Origin of the sequence: Enterobacter chengduensis, assembly GCF_001984825.2 — a bacterium.
Taxonomy (GTDB): domain Bacteria; phylum Pseudomonadota; class Gammaproteobacteria; order Enterobacterales; family Enterobacteriaceae; genus Enterobacter; species Enterobacter chengduensis.
Genome location: NZ_CP043318.1, coordinates 2,197,712 through 2,218,338, shown reverse-complemented (window position 1 = coordinate 2,218,338; position 20,627 = coordinate 2,197,712). Strand labels below are relative to the sequence as shown.

Genomic DNA, 20,627 nt, shown 5'->3' with positions numbered 1-20,627 from the left:
CGTCCCGTGTCGTTTTCCCGGCGTGCCGCAATTCAACATTGCGAGATAAGGGTGAGAGAAGGCAAACGTTTACCTTCAAGTTTTTCAGGAGTTTAGGATATGGTCTGGAGTGACATTTAATGGCAACAATTAAAGACGTAGCAAAACGCGCAAACGTTTCCACTACAACCGTATCACATGTAATTAACAAAACCCGCTTTGTGGCGGAAGAGACGCGCAACGCCGTCTGGGCAGCGATCAAAGAGCTGCACTATTCGCCAAGTGCGGTTGCGCGCAGCCTCAAGGTTAATCACACCAAGTCCATTGGTTTGCTGGCGACCAGCAGTGAAGCGGCCTATTTTGCCGAGATCATTGAAGCGGTAGAAAAAAACTGCTTCCAGAAAGGCTATACCCTGATTCTGGGCAACGCGTGGAACAGCATTGAAAAACAGCGCGCCTACCTGTCGATGATGGCGCAAAAGCGCGTGGATGGCCTGCTGGTGATGTGTTCCGAGTACCCGGAATCCGTGCTGTCGATGCTCGAAGAGTATCGCCATATCCCGATGGTAGTGATGGACTGGGGTGAAGCGCGCGCGGACTTCACCGACTCCGTGATCGACAACGCCTTTGAAGGCGGCTATATGGCGGGCCGTTATCTGATCGAACGCGGCCACCGCGAGATTGGCGTGATCCCGGGTCCGCTGGAGCGCAACACCGGCGCGGGCCGTCTGGCCGGCTTTATGAAAGCGATGGAAGAAGCGCTGATTACCGTGCCGGAAAACTGGATCGTGCAGGGCGACTTTGAGCCGGAGTCAGGCTACCGCGCGATGCAGCAGATTGTCTCCCAGCAGCACCGTCCGACCGCCGTTTTCTGCGGGGGCGACATCATGGCCATGGGCGCGCTCTGTGCGGCCGACGAGCTGGGTCTGCGCGTGCCGCAGGATATTTCCGTGATCGGGTATGATAACGTGCGTAACGCGCGCTTCTTTACCCCGGCGCTGACCACCATTCACCAGCCGAAAGATTCGCTGGGTGAAACGGCCTTCAACATGCTGCTCGACAGGATCGTCAACAAACGTGAAGAGTCGCAGTCCATTGAGGTCCACCCGCGCCTGATTGAACGCCGTTCCGTTGCGGATGGTCCGTTCCGCGACTACCGTCGCTAATCCCTTTACGGGGCCAGCTATGCTGGCTCCCGTAACCATTCCCGGTTTAGCGTTTCGCTGTCGCCCAGATAATCCAGCAGCCAGGCCATCGCTGGCGAGACATCATTTTGCTGCCAGGTCAGGCAACATGCCGCATCCGGGAACGGATTCTCAAGCGTCAGCGCCACCCACTCTCCGGTATCGATGCGCGGACGCGCAAAATGAACGGGCACCATCGCGACGCACAGCCCGGCGCTGAGGCACGTCGCCGACGATTCCCAGTCAGGCGCCACCACCCGCCGCTGGTTGTCCAGCAGCCAGGTGATACGCTTGGGCAATGAACGGGAGGTATCCTCCAGCACCAGCGACGGCCAGTTGCGCAACGTATCGTCGCTCAGTGGCCCTTCCATCGCCGCCAGCGGGTGATCGCGTGCCACCACGCATTTCCAGCTCAGCATCCCCATATCGCGGAAGGCGTAACGTCCCCCGACCGGGATCGCCTGCGTGGCGCCAATCGCCATCTCCACCCTGCCGTCCGCCAGCGCGTCCCATACGCCGTTGAACACCTCCTGGGAGACCCGCAGCTCGACGTCAGAAAAATGGCGATAGAAATCGACGATCATTTGCCGGGTGCGCTCGGGCTTCACGATGTTATCCACCGCGATGGAGAGATGTCCCCGCCAGCCGTTGGCGATCTGCTGGCACTGCTCGCGGGTGATCTGCATTTTTTTGATAACAGAACGCCCTTCCTTCAAAAACCACGCGCCTGCGGGCGTCAATTCCACGTCGCGATGCCGCCGTTCAAACAGCGGAACCGCCAGCCACTCCTCCAGCTGACGCACCGTGTAGCTGATTGCCGAAGGGACGCGGTGCAGCTCCTGCGCCGCACCGCTAAAGCTGCCGTTGCGCGCGACAGCATCGACCACTTCAAGAGAATAATCTGACCACATTTTCTGCCTGCAAAAAATTTGAATGCACCCGCCAAATATTAGCGTTTCACAAGCCGCTTTGCACTCCCTACACTCTGCGCCAACGTACACCTGCCTCCTCAGGAGAATAGAAGAATGCAACCCAGGAAAGGATTTTTAGTCTGGCTCGGCGGCTTAAGCGTGCTGGGCTTTTTGGCCACCGACATGTACCTGCCGGCGTTTGCCGCGATGCAGGAAGATCTGCAAACCCCTGCTGCGGCCATCAGCGCCAGCCTGAGCTTATTCCTCGCCGGTTTTGCTTTCGCCCAGCTGCTGTGGGGACCGCTCTCGGATCGCTTTGGCCGTAAACCGGTCCTGCTGCTGGGTCTGGCCATTTTTGCCGTCGGCTGCCTGGGGATGCTGTGGGTGCGTGACGCTACCTGGCTGCTGGTGCTGCGCTTCATTCAGGCCGTGGGCGTCTGTGCCGCGGCGGTGACCTGGCAGGCGCTGGTCACCGACTACTATCCGGCTAACCGTACAAACCGTATTTTCGCGACGATTATGCCGCTGGTGGGACTTTCCCCTGCCCTCGCTCCCCTGCTGGGCAGCTGGATCCTCGCGCATTTCGACTGGCAGGCGATCTTTGCCACGCTGTTTGCCATCACCCTGGTGCTGATGCTGCCGGCGTTCGGCCTCAAGCCCGCGCATAAAAAAGAGGCGCACGCCGACGCGAAGCCGATCACCTTCACCTCCCTGCTGAGCGCGAAAGCGTATCGCGGGAATGTCCTGATCTATGCCGCCTGTTCGGCCAGCTTCTTCGCGTGGCTCACCGGCTCGCCGTTTATTCTGCACGATATGGGCTACAGCCCGGCGGCCATCGGTCTGAGCTATGTTCCGCAGACCATCGCGTTCCTGGTAGGCGGGTACGGCTGCCGCGCGGCGCTGCAAAAATGGGAAGGTCAGCAGATGCTGCCATGGCTGCTGGTGCTCTATGCGCTGAGCGTCATCGGCACCTGGGCCGTCGGGTTTGTTCCGGGCGCAGGTCTGGCTGAAATTTTGATCCCCTTCTGCGTGATGGCCGTGGCGAACGGGGCGATTTACCCCATCGTGGTGGCACAGGCGTTACGTCCGTTCCCGCAGGCGACAGGCCGCGCGGCCGCGCTGCAAAATACCCTGCAGCTGGGTCTGTGCTTCCTGGCAAGCCTGGTGGTCTCCGCGCTTATTGCAACGCCGCTGCTGACCACCACCAGCGTGATGCTGGTCACCGTTGCGCTGGCGGCGATGGGCTATCGCATGCAGTCGGCTGCGCATCGCGAGCAAAATGCGCGGTCGCAGGCGGAAACCTCGCATGCCTGATTGCGCCTGAAATCATGTTACATTTCAGTGATTAGGTTGCTAACAATTTTCTATTGAATCACCAAATTTTGAGGCCTATACTAAATTTGGTTCGATTAAATACGATAAATATTAAGTGTTAACGGGAGCCGGAGTGCTCCCGTTTTACCATGGAAGGCATTTCGGCAAGGGTTATCTCCCTTCCTCTGTTCTACGTCGGATACTAGCCTCGCGGTTTTTACCGTGAGATTTCTCACAAACCAAAAAAGCGTCTACGCTGTTTGAAGGTTCTGATCACATCAGAGTGATGGAGAAGCTATGAGTTCATCGTGTATAGAAGAAGTCAGCGTTCCGGACGACAACTGGTCCCGGATCGTCAGTGAACTGTTAGGTCGAGCAGGCATCACTATCAATGGTTCATCACCATCCGATCCTCAGGTTAAACATCCCGACTTTTTTAAACGTGTATTGCGAGAGGGATCGTTAGGCCTGGGCGAAAGCTACATGGACGGCTGGTGGGAGTGTGAGCGCCTGGATACCTTTTTCGCCAGCGTGCTGCGTGCCGGTCTGGAAAATCAACTCCCTCGCCATCTGAAAGACACCCTGCGCGTCGCCTCTGCCCGACTGTTTAATCTGCAAAATAAAAAACGCGCATGGATCGTCGGTAAAGAGCATTACGATTTGGGCAATGACCTGTTCAGCCGGATGCTGGACCCTTTCATGCAATACTCCTGTGCCTACTGGAAAGACGCGTCAACGCTTGAGGAGGCACAGCAGGCCAAGCTGCGTCTGATCGGCGAAAAACTGCAGCTACAGCCCGGCATGCGCGTGCTGGATATCGGCTGCGGCTGGGGTGGGCTGGCGTATTTTATGGCGAAGCACTATGACGTCAGCGTGGTCGGCGTAACGATTTCAGCGGAACAGCAAAAAATGGCTCGGGAACGCTGCCAGGGCCTCGACGTAGATATCCGCCTGCAGGATTACCGTGACCTGAACGAGCAGTTTGACCGGATCGTTTCCGTCGGCATGTTCGAGCACGTCGGGCCGAAAAACTACGATACCTATTTTGAGATCGTGGATCGTAACTTAAAACCGGACGGCATCTTCCTGCTGCACACCATCGGCTCTAAGCGGACCGACAATAACGTTGACCCGTGGATCAACAAATACATCTTTCCGAATGGCTGTTTACCGTCCGTTCGCCAGATTGCCAACGCCAGCGAGTCCCATTTCGTGATGGAAGACTGGCATAACTTTGGCGCGGATTACGACACCACGCTGATGGCATGGCATGCGCGTTTTCAGGAGGCCTGGCCAGAGATTGCGGACAACTATTCTGAACGATTTAAGCGAATGTTTAGCTATTATCTGAATGCCTGCGCGGGAGCGTTTCGCGCGCGGGATATTCAGCTCTGGCAGGTTGTTTTCAGCCGCGGAATTGAACACGGCCTGCGGGTCGCACGCTAAAAAAATAGCCCCGGTGAACCGGGGCTATTTTTTATTCTTCTTCTACGTTCTTTATTATTGCCGCTTCTTTTGCCGCCAGCACGCGCTCAACCGTATCCACCACCGCCTGGGTTTGCGGATCGATTTCGATATTCACGCGATGCCCCAGCTTTTTCGCACCCAGCGTGGTGCGCTGCAGCGTTTCAGGAATTAAATGCACGCAAAAGCGCGTTGGCGTCACTTCCCCCACCGTCAGGCTAATCCCGTCAATGCCAATAAATCCTTTATAGAGGATGTATTTCATTAATGACGGATCCTGCATTTTAAACCAGATTTGACGGTTATTTTCCGAGGTGACGATTTTCGCTACTTCAGCGGTGGTCATGATGTGCCCCGACATCAGATGGCCGCCAATCTCATCGCTGAACTTCGCTGCTCGTTCAACGTTGACGGTATCGCCCACCGCCAGCTCGCCCAGGTTGGTGATCCGCAGCGTCTCTTTCATTAAATCAAAGCTAATCTGGTTACCGTTAATTTCGGTGACGGTCAGGCAGCAGCCGTTATGGGCAATCGACGCGCCGGTTTCGATGCCCTCAAGCATATATTCCGGCAGCTCTACAACATGCGTACGAAAATTAGGTTTTTCATCAATGGACACCACTTTAGCAGTGCCCTGTACAATACCAGTAAACATGCATACAACTCCTGTTTTTTCCGGACGGTGGTGACACCGTTTAATCCCACCACAATAACAGTTGGAAAAACAGGTTGCCAGCGGAGCGCATTTTCTGGCGATTTTTTCACTAGATAAATAGCTAAAGCCCGCTACAATAGCTGGCACCCCCCTGCTTTTTCTTCTTGCTGCCCGTTTCGGCGGCTTTTTTAGTCTCTCAAATAACTAGAATATAAAGGTGTTCACGTGCAGAAGTACATGAATGAAGCGCGGCAGCTATTGGCACTGGCGATACCCGTGATCGTCGCACAGGTTGCCCAGACCGCAATGGGATTTGTGGATACGGTAATGGCCGGCGGCTACAGCGCCACCGACATGGCGGCCGTCGCCATTGGTACATCAATCTGGCTTCCGGCCATCCTGTTCGGTCACGGTCTGCTGCTCGCGCTGACGCCGGTTATCGCCCAGCTCAATGGTTCGGGGCGTCGCGAACGCATTGCCCATCAGGTCCGCCAGGGGTTCTGGCTGGCCGGATTTGTTTCCGTGCTGATTATGGTGGTGCTCTGGAACGCCGGTCATATCATTCGCGCGATGGATAACATCGATCCGGCCCTGGCTGACAAAGCCGTGGGCTATCTGCGTGCCCTGCTCTGGGGAGCACCGGGCTACCTCTTCTTCCAGGTGGCGCGTAACCAGTGCGAAGGCCTGGCGAAAACCAAGCCCGGGATGGTGATGGGCTTTATCGGTTTGCTGGTTAATATTCCGGTGAACTATGTCTTTATTTACGGTCATTTCGGAATGCCGGAGCTGGGCGGCGTCGGCTGCGGCGTGGCGACGGCCGCCGTTTACTGGGTGATGTTCTTCTCGATGATCGTCTTTGTAAAACGCGCCCGTTCCATGCGCGATATCCGCAACGAGAACAGGTTTAGCACGCCGGACTGGAACATCATGACGCGTCTGGTGCAGCTAGGGCTGCCGATTGCCCTCGCCCTGTTCTTTGAGGTGACCCTGTTTGCCGTCGTTGCCCTGCTGGTGTCACCGCTGGGCATTGTGAACGTCGCAGGCCACCAGATTGCGCTCAACTTCAGCTCTCTGATGTTCGTCCTGCCCATGTCGCTGGCGGCGGCGGTAACGATTCGCGTGGGCTTCCGCCTGGGTCAGGGCTCAACGCTGGATGCGCAAACGGCCGCCCGGACCGGGCTGGGCGTCGGCGTCTGCATGGCGGTCTGTACGGCGCTCTTTACCGTTGCGTTACGCGAGCAAATTGCCCTGCTCTACAACGACAATCCTGAAGTGGTCACGCTGGCTTCGCACCTGATGCTGCTGGCCGCGATTTACCAGATTTCTGACTCCATTCAGGTCATTGGCAGCGGCGTGCTTCGCGGCTATAAAGACACGCGCTCCATCTTCTTTATCACCTTTATCGCCTACTGGGTGTTGGGTCTGCCGTGTGGCTATATCCTGGCCCTGACCGATCTGGTGGTTGAGCGCATGGGGCCTGCCGGGTTCTGGATGGGCTTTATCATCGGCCTGACGTCGGCGGCAATTATGATGATGATGCGCATGCGCTTCCTGCAGCGCCAGCCATCAACGATCATTTTGCAACGCGCTGCACGTTAAATACGCAGTAGCCGCCGCCCGGCGGCTACTTTCTCTTCACTTTGCGCGGTAATACAGCAATCGCGTGAAATCAGAGAGAAAATTGCATTTTCCCTCTTGCCACCTCGATGCTGTGCCGCTAATATTCGTCCCCGTTGTCACCGACAACACGTTGCGTTCATAGCTCAGTTGGTTAGAGCACCACCTTGACATGGTGGGGGTCGTTGGTTCGAGTCCAATTGAACGCACCATTCTGCGTCCGTAGCTCAGTTGGTTAGAGCACCACCTTGACATGGTGGGGGTCGGTGGTTCGAGTCCACTCGGACGCACCATTTCAGTCCTGAAATGGTGCAAATCCTCTTCTGATATCCTGAATTTTCCTAATCCTACATTTTTATCACCGTTCTCCTGCTACGCTTTCCTCATGGAAAAAAACAGGAAGACCGTCGATGAAGAAAATCGCCATTATCGGTTCCGGCCCAACAGGGATTTATACCTTTTACGCGCTTCTGAACAACCCGCAGCCGCTTTCCATCTCCGTGTTTGAACAAGCTGATGAAGCGGGCGTAGGCATGCCCTATAACGACGACGATAACTCGCGTCTGATGCTGGCAAATATCGCGAGCATTGAAATCCCGCCCATTTTTATGACCTATCTCGACTGGCTCAAGGGCCAGAGCGACGCCCATCTGGCGCGCTTTAAGGTTGATAAAGCCAGCCTGCACGACCGGCAGTTTCTGCCCCGGCTCCTGCTGGGCGAGTATTTCCGCGACAGCTTCCGGTCTATCGTAAAAGAGGCGAAAAAGCGGGGATTTCAGGTTGATGTTCATGAATCCGCCCGGGTCACCGATATCGCACCCGCGAAAGAAGGCGTCACGCTTTCCGTCAACGACGGCGCCTTTCCTGAACGCTTCGACCTGGCGGTGGTGGCTACCGGTCACGTCTGGCCAGAGGAGGAGGAGGCCACGCGCACGTTCTTCCCAAGCCCCTGGTCCGGCCTGATGGATGCCAGCATTCCTGCCTGCCGGGTCGGTATTATGGGCACATCGCTGAGCGGTCTCGACGCGGCCATGGCGGTCGTGATGCAGCACGGTGCCTTCCGCGACGATAGGTTCGTGCTGGATAAAGGCAGCGAGGCGCTGAAGATTGTCCTGATGTCCCGGACGGGCATTCTGCCGGAAGCCGATTTTTACTGCCCTATCCCTTATGAGCCGCTGTCGGTGTTGACCGAACGCGTGGCTGAAGGCGAGATTTCCAAAGGATCGGATGGCCTGCTCGACCGCATCTTCACCCTGATGGTCAAAGAGCTGCAGCTCGCCGACCCGACGTGGTGCGAGAAAATTTCGCTGCATACGCTAAATGCGGACAGCATTCGCGAGGCCTGGTTTGAGGATCGTAAACGGCACGGCCCCTTTAGCTGGGCAGAAGATAACCTGAAAGAGGTGGAAAAAAATAAGCGCGAGCGCCGCACCGTGGCCTGGCGCTATACCGTGCTTCGGCTGCATGAGGTGGTTCAGGCGATCGTCCCCCATCTCAACGAGCGAGACGCTAAACGCTTCAAACAAGGGCTGGCGCGGGTATTTATCGATAACTACGCGGCGATCCCTCCGCAGTCGATCCGCAGGCTGCTCGCGCTTCGTGAAGCCGGCATCATTAGCGTAGCGGCGCTCGGTGAGGATTACACGCTGGATATTGGCAGCGATCGAACGGTTATCACCACAAAAGAGACCGTTTACCGTTTCGACGTTTTTATTGACGCGCGCGGGCAAAAGCCGCTCAAAACGAAAGATCTGCCCTTTCCAACGCTGCGAAAACAGCTGGAAGCCACGGGCGAAGAGATACCCGACATCGGCGAAGATTACACCCTGAACGCGCCTGACGCCGTACGCGGCCGCATTGCCTTCGGCGCAATACCGTGGCTGATGCACGATCGTCCCTTCGTACAGGGGCTGGCGGAGTGTGCGGAAATTGCGAAAGCCATGGCGAAGGCGGCGGAAAGACCCGCGTCGGGATCGCGGCGGAGATTACCGTATATTGAGGACTGACAGGGCTTCCATGCCCTGCTGTTGCGGATTACTCGAAGAACACTTCCGGGTTTTCAGACAGCGAAACGAAGGTTTTCGTGCCTTTATCCAGCGCAAGGATTTCGCCGCTTTCAATGTCGTACACCCAGCCGTGCAGGCGGATGGAATTATTACGCAGGCCCACCGCAACGGACGGATGGGTCTTAATGTTGCTCAACTGCGCAAACACGTTCTCCTGCACCATCGCGTTGACCTTATCGATCGGCTTATCCCAGGTTTTCTTTTCCACCACGGCCTTCGCCGCGTCGGAATAGCGCAGCCAGTGTGACACGGCCGGCATTGGCTCCAGGTTGGCGTTATCGGCAATCGCCTTCATCGCCCCGCAGTTGGAGTGACCGCAAATCACGATATCCGTCACGCCCAGCGCCACAACGGCGTATTCGATGGTAGCGGACACGCCGCCTGGCTCCGGCCCAAACGGCGGCACAATGTTGCCAGCATTACGAATGACAAAGAGTTGTCCCGGCTCTTGCTGGGTGACCAGTTCCGGGACCAGACGGCTGTCGGAGCATGAGATGAACAGCGCTTTGGGATTCTGGCTGGACGCTAAACTGCGGAAGAGCTCTTTACGTTGCGGGAAAATCTCTTTTTGAAAGCTGAGAAAACCTTCAATGATATGTTGCATAGCAATGTCTCTTTTATCTGTTTTAGTTTAGGTATGATCAAGATCACACTCGTAAAGTTTACCCACCGCGCTTCACTTCAGACAAGCAATATATTTCTGGCCCGACCGCTGGACAATCTCGTCCGCGCTGGCGAGGATGTTTTGCCCTTCGAACGCGCCGTAAAGACGTTGAAACGTTCTGCCTTCCAGATGACGCACGACCGACGCCACGGCGCGGGCCGGTAGCGGGAGATAGTTCGGGTAGCTCCACATAAACGACACGGCGTCTTTACCCGGCGTGACCTGCAAAATATCGCCCACCAGCAATACTCCGCCCTCCTCCTGCCAGTGCAGCACCGTTCCACCGGCAAAATGCCCGCCCAGACGCAGCAGGGTGACCGACGGGAAAATCTCCAGCGCATCCCCCTCCCAGAAGTGAATGGCCGGACTGTCGCGCATGACCCACTCTCTGTCGCTGGCGTGCAGGTACACCGGCGCATCAAACGCCGCAGCCCACGCCTGCATCGTGGTGTAGTAGTGAGGATGTGAAATTGCTATCGCGCTGATGCCGCCGAGGGCGGCGATGAGCGTTTTAGTTGCGGGATCGAGGTTGGCGATGCAGTCCCAGAGAATATTGCCGTGGGGCGTTTGCAGAAGCAGCGCCCGCTGGTTAATCGCAAAAGCAGGGACCGTTTTAATCGCGAACAGCCGCGGCTCCAGCTGCTGCCATTTGTTGCTATGCGTGGCGGTGAGCGCGTCGAGATCGGTCCACGCCTGGCCCGTGGCGGGAACATACTGGCGTTCATCTTCGCAAATGGGACATCTGTCCGGCTGGGCATCGTAGGCGGTTCCGCAGGTTTTACAGAGGGTAATCATGTGCTCTCCTCAGCGATAAAGCACTGAGTATGGCAGGGATTATCCTTATGTGCTGCGAGGTTCATTGCTGGCTTTTTTTACCCTATACTGTGCCAGTATCAAAAACTGAACAGAGCAGGTGCCACATGGAAATTGATCTCGATAACTTAGTCTTTAGCGGTCTGGATGAAGCCGAAGAACGTAATGCGGAACGTCTGGATGATGCAGACAAGAAAGCGCAGGCGATTGTCGCCGACGATGACTGCGGTGATGCCTGCAAGATCTGATAAAAAAAGCACCGGTCAGCCGGTGCTTTTTTTTGGCACTCAACGGAGCGCTACAGTTCAGGCGTCTTTTTAAACCCCGTTAACATCAATACCAGGCTTTGGGCCGAAGAAGCCGGTTCAAACTGGTAATGGTTTCCCTGGCGGTCGCCGCCGATATACCACGAGATTTCGGTTTTCCCTTCAGCCAGCGCCTTGCGCACGGCCTTGTCGACATCCACCATTCTGTACTCTTTGGAATGATTGAGATACAGCACGGCATCGGATTTATAGCTACACGCCGGGCGGTCAGTCCAGCTCACCGTTGCAGGGTCCCAGTCGCTGCTGGCCGGATAGAAGAAGATCTGATCGGCCCCGTCAGTTTCTACCTTACCGCCGTAAATGCGAACGCGATATTTAAACAGAGAAGGATCCTGCCCCGCGGGCAGCGGCGGGATCGTAAACTTCACCAGCGAGAGGGTCTCACTGTTTTGGGTTCGGCCTCCGTTCTGCCAGTTATCCTGCACCAGCAATACCTGCGGCTGAGGTTGGGAGAGCCCCGGCTCAAGGCTGCTTAGCCAGACGTTTGCCTGCGCTTTTGAATAGGCATAGGGCACGGTCGTGCCACAGTCCAGTCCGCGATTCATACAGAGCTCGGTCATAAAGCGCGCGCCCTCATCCGTCCAGCCGTTCATAAAATCAGCATGAGCGGTGTAAAGACTTCCCCAGCGCTCTTCGCGCTCGTTGCCATGCATAATCGGGTCGAGGGAAAGCTCGGCTTTGCCGGTATCGAGAGAAGTGATGGTCGGAAGCACATAGGCGATGTTCATGTTCACGGTTGGAATTTTTACCGGAAACGCCGTCGGGCATTGCCCTTTCGTATCGTATGTCGCGTTGGCAATGCCGTGAGCGGGTTTGAGATTCACGCCATCCCAGCAGTTGGGGAACTGAATACCGATATTAAACTGCACGGCGTCTCCCGCCTTTCGTAACCCGCAAACCTCCCCCGTTTTGGTTGTGTAACCTTTGCCGTTAGCACACAGGAAAGTGATGTGCGGATTGGGCGCAGAGCCGTGGTGATCTCCCGCCAGCAGCGAGAGCCCCGCCGGGAAAGGCTGCAGCGGCCAGGATTCCACATTCGAAGCCTGATAGTAGGTTTTCTGATACGCAGGTTTTACGATCGTGCCGTCAGGCAGCCGCAGCGAAGGTGCCCAGTATGCCGAGCTATCCGCTTTGTTATCGCAGGTGGTGTCTTCCCGCTTGCGCAGGGTTTCCCGGGACGAGCCGGCATCGGTGCGCGTATTGCCGAAGAAGTCATGCAGCATGGCCTCATTGGGCCTGCCAAACATCATGATGGCATCATCGCCAAGCGTATGGGAGTAGCCGCAGACAACATGAGCCTGTGGCCCAGCGTGTGCCGCATGCATTGCGAGAAGTAGCGCAGGGGCTGAAAGCGCCGTTGTTAACGTGGTCCGTTTCATTATTATCTCCATTAATGAAAGGACCTATAGGTAACAAACAACGGGTTAATTAACCGAATGATTCACCGGGTACTTTTCCGCTCATTGTGGCTTTACATACGTCACGCACAGCTCATTCCAGTACATTTCGCGCGTGCGGCGCAGTTCAGCGTGACGTTTTATCATGGAACCACTCCGGGTCAATGTTCGCAACGTCCACGCCATACAGGCTGGCGACGGGCAGGATTGACTCAAGAACACGTTGCGCGCTGTTCTCCGCATTCACTGGTCGGCTCGCAAAAAACCGCCGTAACGTGCTGATCCATTTTTTCATCGTCTTACCCTCTCTCGCCGTATCTGACCTCAGTTAAACACCCAAACGTCGCGCGGGGGAAATACCAAAATCCACTGTCGATGTGCAGGATCTGCAAATAGCGCCCTGTCCCTTTTTACTCTTCATTAACACCTTGTTCACTAATGCTTTTTTTCTCATAGCAAAGAACGATTTCTTATTTGGCGATAGCTTTCCCTTATGGGAGCGTAGCGGGGAAAAACAAAAACAACGGGATGGCGTATGACTATGGCAGCAAAAATGAAAGGGTTTAACAAACGGGCACTGGTTCTGGGATTGCTGGCGGCGGGCAGCCTGCTTTCAGCACAGGCGCAGGCCGATCGGCTGGCGGATATCAAGGCCGCAGGGGTAGTGAAAGTGGCCACCTTTGACGCCAACCCGCCGTTTGGCTCGATTGATGCTAAAACGCATGAAATCGTGGGTTACGACGTGGACTTTGCCAGGGCGCTGGCCAAATCGCTCGGCGTGAAGCTTGAGCTGGTTGCCACCAATCCGGCCAACCGTATTCCTCTTCTGCAGTCCGGGAAAGCCGATCTGATCGTGGCGGATATCACCATCACCCCGGAACGCGCACAGGTGATTGATTTCTCAACGCCTTACTTTGTGACCGGCCAGCAGTTCCTGGTGCCGGCGAAATCACCGGATAAGCTTGATGACTATAGCCGGGCGCGCATTGGCGCGGTCAAAGGCACGACGGGCGAACAGTCGCTGCACCAGCGTTTCCCGCAGTCACGCGTGCTCTCATATGACGATATTCCGCTGGCGCTGACGGCACTGCGCAACGGTAACGTACAGGCTATCACCCAGGACAGCACCATTCTGGCGGGTCTGCTGGCGCAGGCGCCGGACAAAGCGAACTTCAAAATCCTGCCCGACCTGCTCAGTAAAGAAGAGATTGGCGTGGGGGTGAAAAAAGGGGAAACCGCGCTGCTGAAGGCCGTCAACGACGAGCTGATTAATCTCGAGAAGAGCGGTCAGGCGGCCAAAATATACGACGTCTGGTTTGGTCCAGGCACCCCAGCCCCCCAGCCTCGCGCCTTTAAAATAGAAGCCAGATAATATGCTCTCAGGTTTATTTTCACACTCCGCGGCCGGTGCCGCGGATTTTTCACATCTGGAACAGGCCAGCGTGGAGTTTCGTCATGTGGAGAAACGCTACGGCGACCATCAGGTTTTAAACGACATTAATCTCACCATCACGCCGGGTGAAGTGGTTGCCATCCTCGGCCCGTCAGGATCCGGAAAATCCACCCTGATCCGCCTTATCAACCAGCTTGAAACCCTGAGCGGCGGGGAGATCCTGGTCGACAACAAGCCAACCGGAACGCTTTCCGGGACCGGGCTGCGCCAGCTGCGCAGCCGCGTGGGGTTTGTATTCCAGCAGTTCAATCTTTACGCCCATCTCACCGCCAGCCAGAACATCACCCTGGCCCTGGAGCACGTTCACGGCTGGAAGCCGCAGCCCGCCCACGAGCGCGCGCTGGCCCTGCTGGAGAAGGTCGGGATGCTGGAAAAAGCCCACCATTTCCCGGCAGAGCTTTCCGGTGGACAACAGCAGCGCGTGGCGATTGCCCGCGCCCTCGCCTCTTCACCGCAAATTATTCTGTTCGATGAACCCACCTCCGCGCTGGATCCGGAGATGATTGGTGAAGTGCTGTACGTAATGAAAGCCCTCGCCCACAGCGGGATCACCATGATTGTCGTGACCCACGAGATGCAGTTTGCCCGGGAAATTGCCGACCGGATTGTCTTTATCGACGGCGGGCAAATTCTGGAAACCGCGCCACCGGCGCAGTTTTTCAGTCAGCCATCGCATCCGCGCGCGCAGCGGTTCCTGCAAAAGGTGCTCGACCCGCTGCATCAGGAGCATCCGTAATGCCCGCGCTCGACTGGCAGGGGGTACTGACCGGACAGCCTCTGCAGTGGATCCTCTCCGGATTTCTCACCACCCTGTGGGTCACGCTTGCCGGGATAATGCTGGCCAGCCTGCTCGCCCTGCTCTTTATGCTTCTGCGCCTTTCCGGCGGACGACTCGGGAACGCGGTCGTCAGCGGCTGGGTGTCGCTGTTTCGCAATACGCCGCTGCTGGTGCAACTTCTGTTCTGGTATTTTGCCGCCTGGAACGGGCTGCCGCAGGCGTTTCGCGACGCGGTCAACGCGGATCACAGCTGGTCCATTTTGCCCGGTGACGTCTGGTGGTTTACGCCCGAATTTTTATGTTCTGCCTGGGGCCTGGGCGTGTTTACCTCGGCGTTTTTAATCGAAGAGGTGGAATCGGGGTTACGCTCCGTGCCTGCCGGACAGCGGGAGGCGGCGCTGGCCCAGGGATTCTCCGCGTGGCGTCTGTTTCGTTACATCCTGCTGCCGCAGGGCCTGGCCAACGCCTGGCAGCCGGTTGTGGGGCAGTACCTCAATCTGATGAAGCTCTCCTCGCTCGCCAGCGGAATTGGCTTTGCCGAGCTGACCTATCAGGTCAGGCAGATTGAGAGCTATAACGCGCACGCGCTGGAGGCCTTTACCGTCGGTACCGCTCTCTACCTGCTGACCGGCCTGGTCATGGGGATGGTGCTGGTTCGCACTGGACCTCAGGCGAAACGTCAGCGTCCAAACGTCGCCACCTCAGGGAGTGAAAAACATGATTGCCGGACTTAACGTCATCACCGATAACCTCGATTATCTGCTGTGGGGGCGCGCGGCGGCCGGTGAACCGGGAGGCGTATTGCTCTCGTTAATGATGGCGGCCGGGGCCGCCGTCATCGCGCTGCCCGGCGGGATAGTGCTCGCGTGTCTGGCCTGGCGCTTTACCGGGCTTGTGCGAAAGGCCCTCTTTATGTGGGCTGAGCTGATTCGCGGGATCCCGCTCATCTTCGTGATTTTCTGGATGTGGTATCTCCTGCCGCTGATGGCCGGAGGCGATCTGCCGGGGGCGCTGACCGTCACGCTGGCGCTGGCCTGGTTTACCGCGGCAACCGTGATGCACTCGGTGCTGGCCGGGCTTAACGCGCTGCCGTCCGGGCAGTACGAGGCGGCGCTGTCTCAGGGGTTCAGCACCCGGCAAATCCTCCTGCGCGTGCTGCTGCCGCAGGCGCTGAGGAATATTCTGCCGTCTCTGGTGGGAATTTTTATCAGCCTGCTGAAGGATACGTCGCTGGCGTTTATCGTCAACGTGCCGGAACTGACCACGGTGGCAGGACAGGTCAACAACCGGGTGCAAATCTACCCGGCGGCCATTTTTATCTTTACGGGCGTGGTCTACTACCTGCTCTGCTGCTCGCTTGAGCGGCTTGCGAAGCGCTGGCGCCTTACCCGGCCAGCGCTTTAACCACCGTTTCCATCGCCTCGGTTGTCAATGCACTGCGCTTAACGCGCTGGTTCGCCAGCGCGGTGCGCAGGACGCCGGCGATGACAATATGCTTTGGCTCCTGCCCTAAATCACGCATCTCAAGCACCACCTTTCCGACCACCCGGCACATCTCCTGGTACAGCGCTTCATCTTTGGTCACGTTACCCATCGTCATCACTCCATTGCCTGTTAAACGTTGAGCTTAAATGATTCTCCTGCCGGATACAAAAAAGAAGCCCGGCGAGAGACTCGCCGGGCTTCATCTTTAAAATCAGTAAATTAGTTGTTTACCGGAATGACAGCGCCTTTGTACTTGGTGCGGATCCAGTCCTGAATCTCTTTCGAGTGCAGCACGTTCACCAGCGCGACGATATCTTTCTTCTTCTCGTCACCGCGATGCACGGTAATGATGTTGGCGTACGGGTTATTTTCACCGCTCTCTACCGCAATCGGGTCGTGAACCGGATCCAGACCGGCGTCAATCGCGTAGTTGGCGTTAATCACCACCGCGGCACCTTCATCGTTGTTATACATCTGCGGCAGCAGGGACGCCTCCACGTTAGGCGTGAACTGCAGCTTTTTCGGGTTCTCGACGATGTCGCTGATGCGCGCGGTCACTTTATCAATGCCCGGCTTCAGCTTGATCACGCCCTCTTTCTCGAAGATGGAGAGAATGCGCCCCTCTTCAGAAACCGCGTCACGCATGATGATCTTGCCACCTTCCGGCAGGTCCTTCAGCGACTTGTATTTTTTAGAGTAGATGCCGATAGGCTCAATGTGGATCGCGCCCGCGCTGACGAAATCGTAGTCCTTATCGCCCGCATGATCCTTCAGCACGCTGTTCAGGTAAGGAATGTGCTGGAAATAGTTCGCGTCGATGTCACGACCCGCCAGGGCGGTGTTCGGCAGAATGTAGTCCTGGAACGGTTTAATCTCCAGGTCGATACCCTGCTTCGCCAGAATCGGCTTTGCCTGCTCCAGAATTTCGGCGTGCGGCGTGTTGGATGCGCCCACGGTCAGGGTGTCGGCCCAGGAGGCGAAGCTCAGGGCGCTCAGGGTTGCGGCGGCGATCAGCGTCAGCGTTTTTTTCATGATGGGTTCCTGTATGTTTTTAGAGATTATCTTTTGTCTAACAATGAAGTAATGACATCGCCGCAGAACTGGATAATGAAAACGATGATCAGAATGGTCACCGTTGCCACCAGCGTGACGTCACCATGGTTGCGCTGGAATCCTTCCAGATAAGCCAGATTTCCCAAACCACCGGCGCCAATCACCCCCGCCATGGCGCTGTAGCTCACCAGCGCAATTAGCGTCACCGTAATACCCGATACCAGTGCAGGTGATGATTCCGGCAGCAAAACCCGAAACACGAGCGTGCTGAGCCGTGCGCCCATCGAGCGCGTCGCTTCTATCACGCCTTTATCCACTTCACGCAGGGCGATTTCCACCAGGCGTGCGTAGAACGGTGCGGCACCGACAATCAGCGCCGGCAGCGCCGCGTTGGCGCCAAGAATGGTGCCGACAACGGTCTTGGTAAACGGGATCAGCAGAACGATCAGAATGATGAACGGAATTGAGCGGAACACGTTCACCACGATCGACATGACGCTATACACCGTGCGGTTGTGGAACAGCCCGCCGCGCGCGGTTAAAAACAGCGTCAAACCCAGCACGATGCCCAGCACAAAGGTCGCTACGCCGGAAAGCGCGGTCATGTACAGCGTCTCCAGCGTCGCCGCCCAGAGCTGATCCCACTTGAGGTGCGGAAAGAGATTCTCAGCCATGTTTAATTACCTCGCCTTCAATATCGCTGTGCTGCAGGTCGGCGAGGATATTGTTCAGTTGTTCATCGGATGCCGCGACGTGCACCCAGAGTTGCCCGAAAACGCCGTGGGCGGTTTGCGTCATTTTCCCGTGCAGGATGTTAAACGGCAGGCCGTAGCGCAGGGTCAGTTCACCCACGATCGGCTTATGCGTGCTGTGCCCGGTAAAGGTCAGTCGGATGACCGTACCCTCCAGATCGTTTGCCAGTTCGGTATTGAAGGTTTCCTCCTCGGCGTACTGGCTTACCTGGCGGACAAACTGCTGCGTAATCGGCTGCTGCGGATGGGTAAAGACGCTCAGCACGTCGCCCTCCTCCACGACTTTACCGTTCTCCATTACCGCCACGCGGTCGCAGATCTTGCGCACCACGTGCATCTCGTGGGTGATCAGCACGATGGTCAGGTTGAAACGACGGTTGATATCCAGCAGCAGATCGAGGATCTGATCGGTGGTCTGCGGGTCGAGCGCGGACGTGGCTTCATCGCAGAGCAGCACGTCAGGGTTGTTCGCCAGGGCACGGGCAATACCCACGCGCTGCTTTTGTCCGCCGCTCAGCTGCGACGGATAGGCATGCTCACGCCCCTTCAGGCCAACCAGCTCCACCAGCTCCGCAACGCGGGCGGCGATTTTTGCTTTCGGCACGCCGGCAATCTGCATAGAGAACGCAATGTTTTCGCGCACCGTGCGCGACCACAGCAGGTTGAAGTGCTGAAACACCATGCTGATCTTCAGGCGGGCCTGACGCAGCGCTTCACCCTTTGCCGCCGAAATGTCCTGTCCGTTAACGGTGACGCTGCCGGTGCTGGGTTTTTCCAGACCGTTGAGCAGACGAATCAGCGTGCTTTTACCTGCCCCGCTGTAGCCGATAATTCCGTAAATCTGTCCCTGTGCTATCGTCAAATTGACGTTATCAACGGCAGTGAGTGCCACCTTTCCGTTGTCAAAAACCTTCGAAATATTGCTCAGTACAATCATTCTTATTCGTTATCCGTGCCGCCGTGGCGGTTTAGAAGTATGGATGTCCAAACGAGTGTAAACAGGCGTTATCAGCTTTTAAATGAACAAAAAAGAATGTGTTATAACTTTGGGGAATAAACGCGGATTTACATGGGGGGAAAGCATTTAGACCAATTTCAGCAATGATTATCTGCCGACTGCATATCTGCCGGATGACGCGCGCGAAAAACGGTCGTTTTTGCAGCATTTTATGCCAATATAGCCATCCTCACATCCAGACAACTTTACGTCTTGCTGTCCTGACGTCCAGAAATAGCATTTATATTCCTTTCTGTTCTAAACTGCAGTGAATGGTTCTTTATTGCCAAAATTTCACCGCCCTATCATCTCGTCATGACATCCAGAAGGGAAAACATCATGACGATTTATCACTCCGTCACCGAACTGATTGGCCGTACCCCGCTTATCCAGCTGCATAAGCTTGATACCGGTCCCTGCTCGCTGTTTCTGAAGCTGGAAAACCAAAATCCGGGCGGTTCGATTAAGGATCGCGTTGCGCTGTCGATGATCAACGAAGCGGAGCGCACCGGCCAGCTGCAGCCTGGCGGCACGATTATTGAGGCCACGGCGGGGAATACCGGCCTCGGTCTGGCCCTGATCGCCGCCCAGAAGGGCTACTCGCTGCTCCTGGTGGTGCCGGACAAAATGAGCCGCGAGAAGATTTTCCACCTGCGCGCGCTGGGTGCCCAGGTGGTGCTGACCCGCTCCGACGTTAACAAGGGCCATCCTGCCTATTATCAGGATTACGCCCGGCGTCTGGCGAACGAACTGCCCGGCGCGTTTTACATCGACCAGTTCAACAACGACGCCAACCCGCTGGCGCACCGCACCACCACGGCGCCGGAACTGTACGAGCAGCTTGAGGGCAAGATTGACGCCATCGTGGTCGGCGTCGGCTCAGGCGGTACGCTGGGCGGCCTGCAGGCGTGGTTCGCCGAGCACTCTCCGCAAACGGAGTTTGTGCTGGCTGACCCGGCCGGATCGGTGTTGGCCGACCAGGTAGAGACCGGGCGCTATCGCGATGCGGGCGCCTGGCTGGTTGAGGGAATTGGCGAAGACTTTATTCCTCCGCTGGCCCACATTGAAGGGGTGAGTCGCGCCTGGCGCATCACCGACCGCGAGGCCTTCGCCACCGCGCGCGATCTGCTGAAAACGGAAGGCATTCTGGCGGGCTCGTCGAGCGGTACGCTGCTGGCGGCCGCGCTGAAGTATTGCCAGGCGCAGACCGCGCCGAAGCGCGTGGTGACCTTCGCCTGCGACAGCGGGAATAAATATCTCTCGAAGATGTTCAACGATGACTGGATGCGCCAGCAGGGGCTCATCACGCGCCCTCAGGCCGGCGATCTCTCCGACTACATTGCCCTGCGCCACGATGAAGGTGCCACCGTCACCGCCGCCCCGGACGACACGCTCTCAACCGTCCTGGCGCGCATGCGCCTGTACGACATCTCCCAGCTGCCGGTGCTGGAGAACGGCAAGGTAGTGGGCATTGTCGACGAGTGGGATCTCCTGCGGCACATCGGCGGCGACGGCGATCGCTTCGCGCTCCCGGTGACGGCAGCCATGACGCGTCAGGTCGAATTTCTTGATAAACGTGCCCCGGAAAGCGCCCTGCACGCCATCTTCGACCGCGGCCTGGTGGCCGTGATTAATGACAACGACCGTTTTCTCGGTCTGATTACGCGCAGCGACGTTCTGACCGCCTGGCGCAACCGTCTTCAGCAATAAAGGAACAGA

At 56.9% G+C, this 20,627-nt stretch carries 21 protein-coding genes and 2 tRNA genes; 13 read left to right on the top strand and 10 right to left on the bottom strand.

What is annotated here, in order from left to right; translation table 11 throughout:
• Positions 1 to 119 precede the first annotated feature (119 nt).
• Positions 120 to 1,145 (top strand): HTH-type transcriptional repressor PurR, encoded by a 1,026-nt coding sequence (purR, locus tag FY206_RS10930; protein ID WP_014883552.1) that lies wholly within the window; start codon positions 120 to 122, stop codon positions 1,143 to 1,145.
• Positions 1,146 to 1,162: 17 nt separating this feature from the next.
• Here the strand turns inward: purR and punR are convergent, their stop codons facing one another.
• Entirely contained in the window at positions 1,163 to 2,074 is a 912-nt protein-coding gene (gene punR, locus FY206_RS10925; protein WP_032639979.1) for a DNA-binding transcriptional activator PunR, read from the bottom strand.
• 114 nt (positions 2,075 to 2,188) lie between these two features.
• Here punR and punC point away from each other — a divergent pair, with 114 nt between their 5' ends.
• Positions 2,189 to 3,388 (top strand): purine nucleoside transporter PunC, encoded by a 1,200-nt coding sequence (gene punC, locus FY206_RS10920; RefSeq protein ID WP_032639976.1) that lies wholly within the window; start codon positions 2,189 to 2,191, stop codon positions 3,386 to 3,388.
• A 297-nt stretch (positions 3,389 to 3,685) separates the two neighbouring features.
• On the top strand, positions 3,686 to 4,834 hold the full coding sequence (cfa, locus tag FY206_RS10915) for a cyclopropane fatty acyl phospholipid synthase (RefSeq protein WP_032639974.1): 1,149 nt from the start codon (positions 3,686 to 3,688) through the stop codon (positions 4,832 to 4,834).
• A 31-nt stretch (positions 4,835 to 4,865) separates the two neighbouring features.
• On the opposite strand, the gene FY206_RS10910 is transcribed toward cfa, so the two are convergent.
• The gene (locus FY206_RS10910) at positions 4,866 to 5,507 is read right to left on the bottom strand and encodes a riboflavin synthase (protein WP_032639973.1); all 642 of its coding nucleotides are present in this window, start codon (positions 5,505 to 5,507) and stop codon (positions 4,866 to 4,868) included.
• 225 nt (positions 5,508 to 5,732) lie between these two features.
• On the opposite strand from FY206_RS10910, the gene mdtK reads away from it, so the two are divergent.
• From mdtK to FY206_RS10890, 4 genes are all read left to right on the top strand, one after another.
• Positions 5,733 to 7,106, top strand: coding sequence for an MdtK family multidrug efflux MATE transporter (gene mdtK, locus FY206_RS10905; RefSeq protein WP_032639970.1), 1,374 nt, complete (start codon positions 5,733 to 5,735; stop codon positions 7,104 to 7,106).
• Positions 7,107 to 7,259: 153 nt separating this feature from the next.
• Positions 7,260 to 7,336 (top strand) — tRNA-Val (locus FY206_RS10900).
• 4 nt (positions 7,337 to 7,340) lie between these two features.
• Positions 7,341 to 7,417, top strand: a tRNA-Val gene (locus FY206_RS10895).
• 117 nt (positions 7,418 to 7,534) lie between these two features.
• Positions 7,535 to 9,130 (top strand): FAD-NAD(P)-binding protein, encoded by a 1,596-nt coding sequence (locus tag FY206_RS10890; RefSeq protein WP_032639969.1) that lies wholly within the window; start codon positions 7,535 to 7,537, stop codon positions 9,128 to 9,130.
• A gap of 28 nt (positions 9,131 to 9,158) precedes the next feature.
• On the opposite strand, the gene FY206_RS10885 is transcribed toward FY206_RS10890, so the two are convergent.
• Positions 9,159 to 9,794: a carbonic anhydrase gene (locus FY206_RS10885; RefSeq protein ID WP_025758321.1), complete on the bottom strand. Its 636-nt coding sequence runs from the start codon at positions 9,792 to 9,794 to the stop codon at positions 9,159 to 9,161.
• A 72-nt stretch (positions 9,795 to 9,866) separates the two neighbouring features.
• Positions 9,867 to 10,649 carry an MBL fold metallo-hydrolase gene (locus FY206_RS10880; RefSeq protein WP_032639967.1) on the bottom strand — a complete coding sequence of 261 codons (783 nt, stop codon included), beginning with the start codon at positions 10,647 to 10,649 and terminating at the stop codon, positions 9,867 to 9,869.
• Between the two features lie 125 nt (positions 10,650 to 10,774).
• On the opposite strand from FY206_RS10880, the gene FY206_RS10875 reads away from it, so the two are divergent.
• Positions 10,775 to 10,915 (top strand): hypothetical protein, encoded by a 141-nt coding sequence (locus tag FY206_RS10875; RefSeq protein ID WP_032639964.1) that lies wholly within the window; start codon positions 10,775 to 10,777, stop codon positions 10,913 to 10,915.
• A 50-nt stretch (positions 10,916 to 10,965) separates the two neighbouring features.
• Here FY206_RS10875 and FY206_RS10870 read toward each other — a convergent pair whose 3' ends face one another.
• Complete coding sequence (locus FY206_RS10870) at positions 10,966 to 12,372, bottom strand: DUF1996 domain-containing protein (protein ID WP_032639962.1); 1,407 nt, start codon at positions 12,370 to 12,372, stop codon at positions 10,966 to 10,968.
• Positions 12,373 to 12,517: 145 nt separating this feature from the next.
• Positions 12,518 to 12,685, bottom strand: a complete 168-nt coding sequence (locus tag FY206_RS25295) for a hypothetical protein (RefSeq protein ID WP_032639960.1) — start codon at positions 12,683 to 12,685, stop codon at positions 12,518 to 12,520.
• Between the two features lie 246 nt (positions 12,686 to 12,931).
• On the opposite strand from FY206_RS25295, the gene FY206_RS10865 reads away from it, so the two are divergent.
• From FY206_RS10865 to FY206_RS10850, 4 genes are read left to right on the top strand one after another with little or no spacing between them, the layout of a single operon-like run.
• Positions 12,932 to 13,762 carry an ABC transporter substrate-binding protein gene (locus FY206_RS10865; protein WP_167513860.1) on the top strand — a complete coding sequence of 277 codons (831 nt, stop codon included), beginning with the start codon at positions 12,932 to 12,934 and terminating at the stop codon, positions 13,760 to 13,762.
• Position 13,763: 1 nt separating this feature from the next.
• The gene (locus FY206_RS10860) at positions 13,764 to 14,579 is read left to right on the top strand and encodes an amino acid ABC transporter ATP-binding protein (RefSeq protein WP_032639958.1); all 816 of its coding nucleotides are present in this window, start codon (positions 13,764 to 13,766) and stop codon (positions 14,577 to 14,579) included.
• On the top strand, positions 14,579 to 15,355 hold the full coding sequence (locus FY206_RS10855; RefSeq protein WP_032639957.1) for an amino acid ABC transporter permease: 777 nt from the start codon (positions 14,579 to 14,581) through the stop codon (positions 15,353 to 15,355). Before FY206_RS10860 ends, FY206_RS10855 begins: the two co-directional genes overlap by 1 nt.
• A complete protein-coding gene (locus FY206_RS10850) occupies positions 15,339 to 16,025 on the top strand; it encodes an amino acid ABC transporter permease (protein WP_032639955.1) in 687 nt (228 codons plus the stop codon). Before FY206_RS10855 ends, FY206_RS10850 begins: the two co-directional genes overlap by 17 nt.
• Here the strand turns inward: FY206_RS10850 and fumD are convergent.
• The 4 genes from fumD to FY206_RS10830 form a co-directional block, all read right to left on the bottom strand.
• Entirely contained in the window at positions 16,006 to 16,215 is a 210-nt protein-coding gene (gene fumD, locus FY206_RS10845; RefSeq protein WP_023343959.1) for a fumarate hydratase FumD, read from the bottom strand. The two genes, FY206_RS10850 and fumD, sit on opposite strands and share 20 nt — an antisense overlap.
• A 110-nt stretch (positions 16,216 to 16,325) precedes the next feature.
• A complete protein-coding gene (locus tag FY206_RS10840) occupies positions 16,326 to 17,138 on the bottom strand; it encodes a MetQ/NlpA family ABC transporter substrate-binding protein (protein ID WP_010430254.1) in 813 nt (270 codons plus the stop codon).
• Between the two features lie 26 nt (positions 17,139 to 17,164).
• Positions 17,165 to 17,833: a methionine ABC transporter permease gene (locus FY206_RS10835; protein WP_032639952.1), complete on the bottom strand. Its 669-nt coding sequence runs from the start codon at positions 17,831 to 17,833 to the stop codon at positions 17,165 to 17,167.
• Positions 17,826 to 18,848 carry a methionine ABC transporter ATP-binding protein gene (locus FY206_RS10830; protein ID WP_032639950.1) on the bottom strand — a complete coding sequence of 341 codons (1,023 nt, stop codon included), beginning with the start codon at positions 18,846 to 18,848 and terminating at the stop codon, positions 17,826 to 17,828. The genes FY206_RS10835 and FY206_RS10830 overlap by 8 nt, the downstream gene beginning before the upstream one ends.
• Before the next feature lie 399 nt (positions 18,849 to 19,247).
• On the opposite strand from FY206_RS10830, the gene FY206_RS10825 reads away from it, so the two are divergent.
• Positions 19,248 to 20,618, top strand: coding sequence for a pyridoxal-phosphate dependent enzyme (locus FY206_RS10825; protein ID WP_032639948.1), 1,371 nt, complete (start codon positions 19,248 to 19,250; stop codon positions 20,616 to 20,618).
• Positions 20,619 to 20,627 lie beyond the last annotated feature (9 nt).

Coding starts and splice junctions, on each gene's coding strand:
- purR (WP_014883552.1), top strand. CDS start 120: ATGGCAACAATTAAAGACGTAGCAAAACGCGCAAACGTTTCCACTACA.
- punR (WP_032639979.1), bottom strand. CDS start 2,074: ATGTGGTCAGATTATTCTCTTGAAGTGGTCGATGCTGTCGCGCGCAAC.
- punC (WP_032639976.1), top strand. CDS start 2,189: ATGCAACCCAGGAAAGGATTTTTAGTCTGGCTCGGCGGCTTAAGCGTG.
- cfa (WP_032639974.1), top strand. CDS start 3,686: ATGAGTTCATCGTGTATAGAAGAAGTCAGCGTTCCGGACGACAACTGG.
- FY206_RS10910 (WP_032639973.1), bottom strand. CDS start 5,507: ATGTTTACTGGTATTGTACAGGGCACTGCTAAAGTGGTGTCCATTGAT.
- FY206_RS10890 (WP_032639969.1), top strand. CDS start 7,535: ATGAAGAAAATCGCCATTATCGGTTCCGGCCCAACAGGGATTTATACC.
- FY206_RS10885 (WP_025758321.1), bottom strand. CDS start 9,794: ATGCAACATATCATTGAAGGTTTTCTCAGCTTTCAAAAAGAGATTTTC.
- FY206_RS10880 (WP_032639967.1), bottom strand. CDS start 10,649: ATGATTACCCTCTGTAAAACCTGCGGAACCGCCTACGATGCCCAGCCG.
- FY206_RS10875 (WP_032639964.1), top strand. CDS start 10,775: ATGGAAATTGATCTCGATAACTTAGTCTTTAGCGGTCTGGATGAAGCC.
- FY206_RS10870 (WP_032639962.1), bottom strand. CDS start 12,372: ATGAAACGGACCACGTTAACAACGGCGCTTTCAGCCCCTGCGCTACTT.
- FY206_RS25295 (WP_032639960.1), bottom strand. CDS start 12,685: ATGAAAAAATGGATCAGCACGTTACGGCGGTTTTTTGCGAGCCGACCA.
- FY206_RS10865 (WP_167513860.1), top strand. CDS start 12,932: ATGGCAGCAAAAATGAAAGGGTTTAACAAACGGGCACTGGTTCTGGGA.
- FY206_RS10860 (WP_032639958.1), top strand. CDS start 13,764: ATGCTCTCAGGTTTATTTTCACACTCCGCGGCCGGTGCCGCGGATTTT.
- FY206_RS10855 (WP_032639957.1), top strand. CDS start 14,579: ATGCCCGCGCTCGACTGGCAGGGGGTACTGACCGGACAGCCTCTGCAG.
- FY206_RS10850 (WP_032639955.1), top strand. CDS start 15,339: ATGATTGCCGGACTTAACGTCATCACCGATAACCTCGATTATCTGCTG.
- fumD (WP_023343959.1), bottom strand. CDS start 16,215: ATGGGTAACGTGACCAAAGATGAAGCGCTGTACCAGGAGATGTGCCGG.
- FY206_RS10840 (WP_010430254.1), bottom strand. CDS start 17,138: ATGAAAAAAACGCTGACGCTGATCGCCGCCGCAACCCTGAGCGCCCTG.
- FY206_RS10835 (WP_032639952.1), bottom strand. CDS start 17,833: ATGGCTGAGAATCTCTTTCCGCACCTCAAGTGGGATCAGCTCTGGGCG.
- FY206_RS10830 (WP_032639950.1), bottom strand. CDS start 18,848: ATGATTGTACTGAGCAATATTTCGAAGGTTTTTGACAACGGAAAGGTG.
- FY206_RS10825 (WP_032639948.1), top strand. CDS start 19,248: ATGACGATTTATCACTCCGTCACCGAACTGATTGGCCGTACCCCGCTT.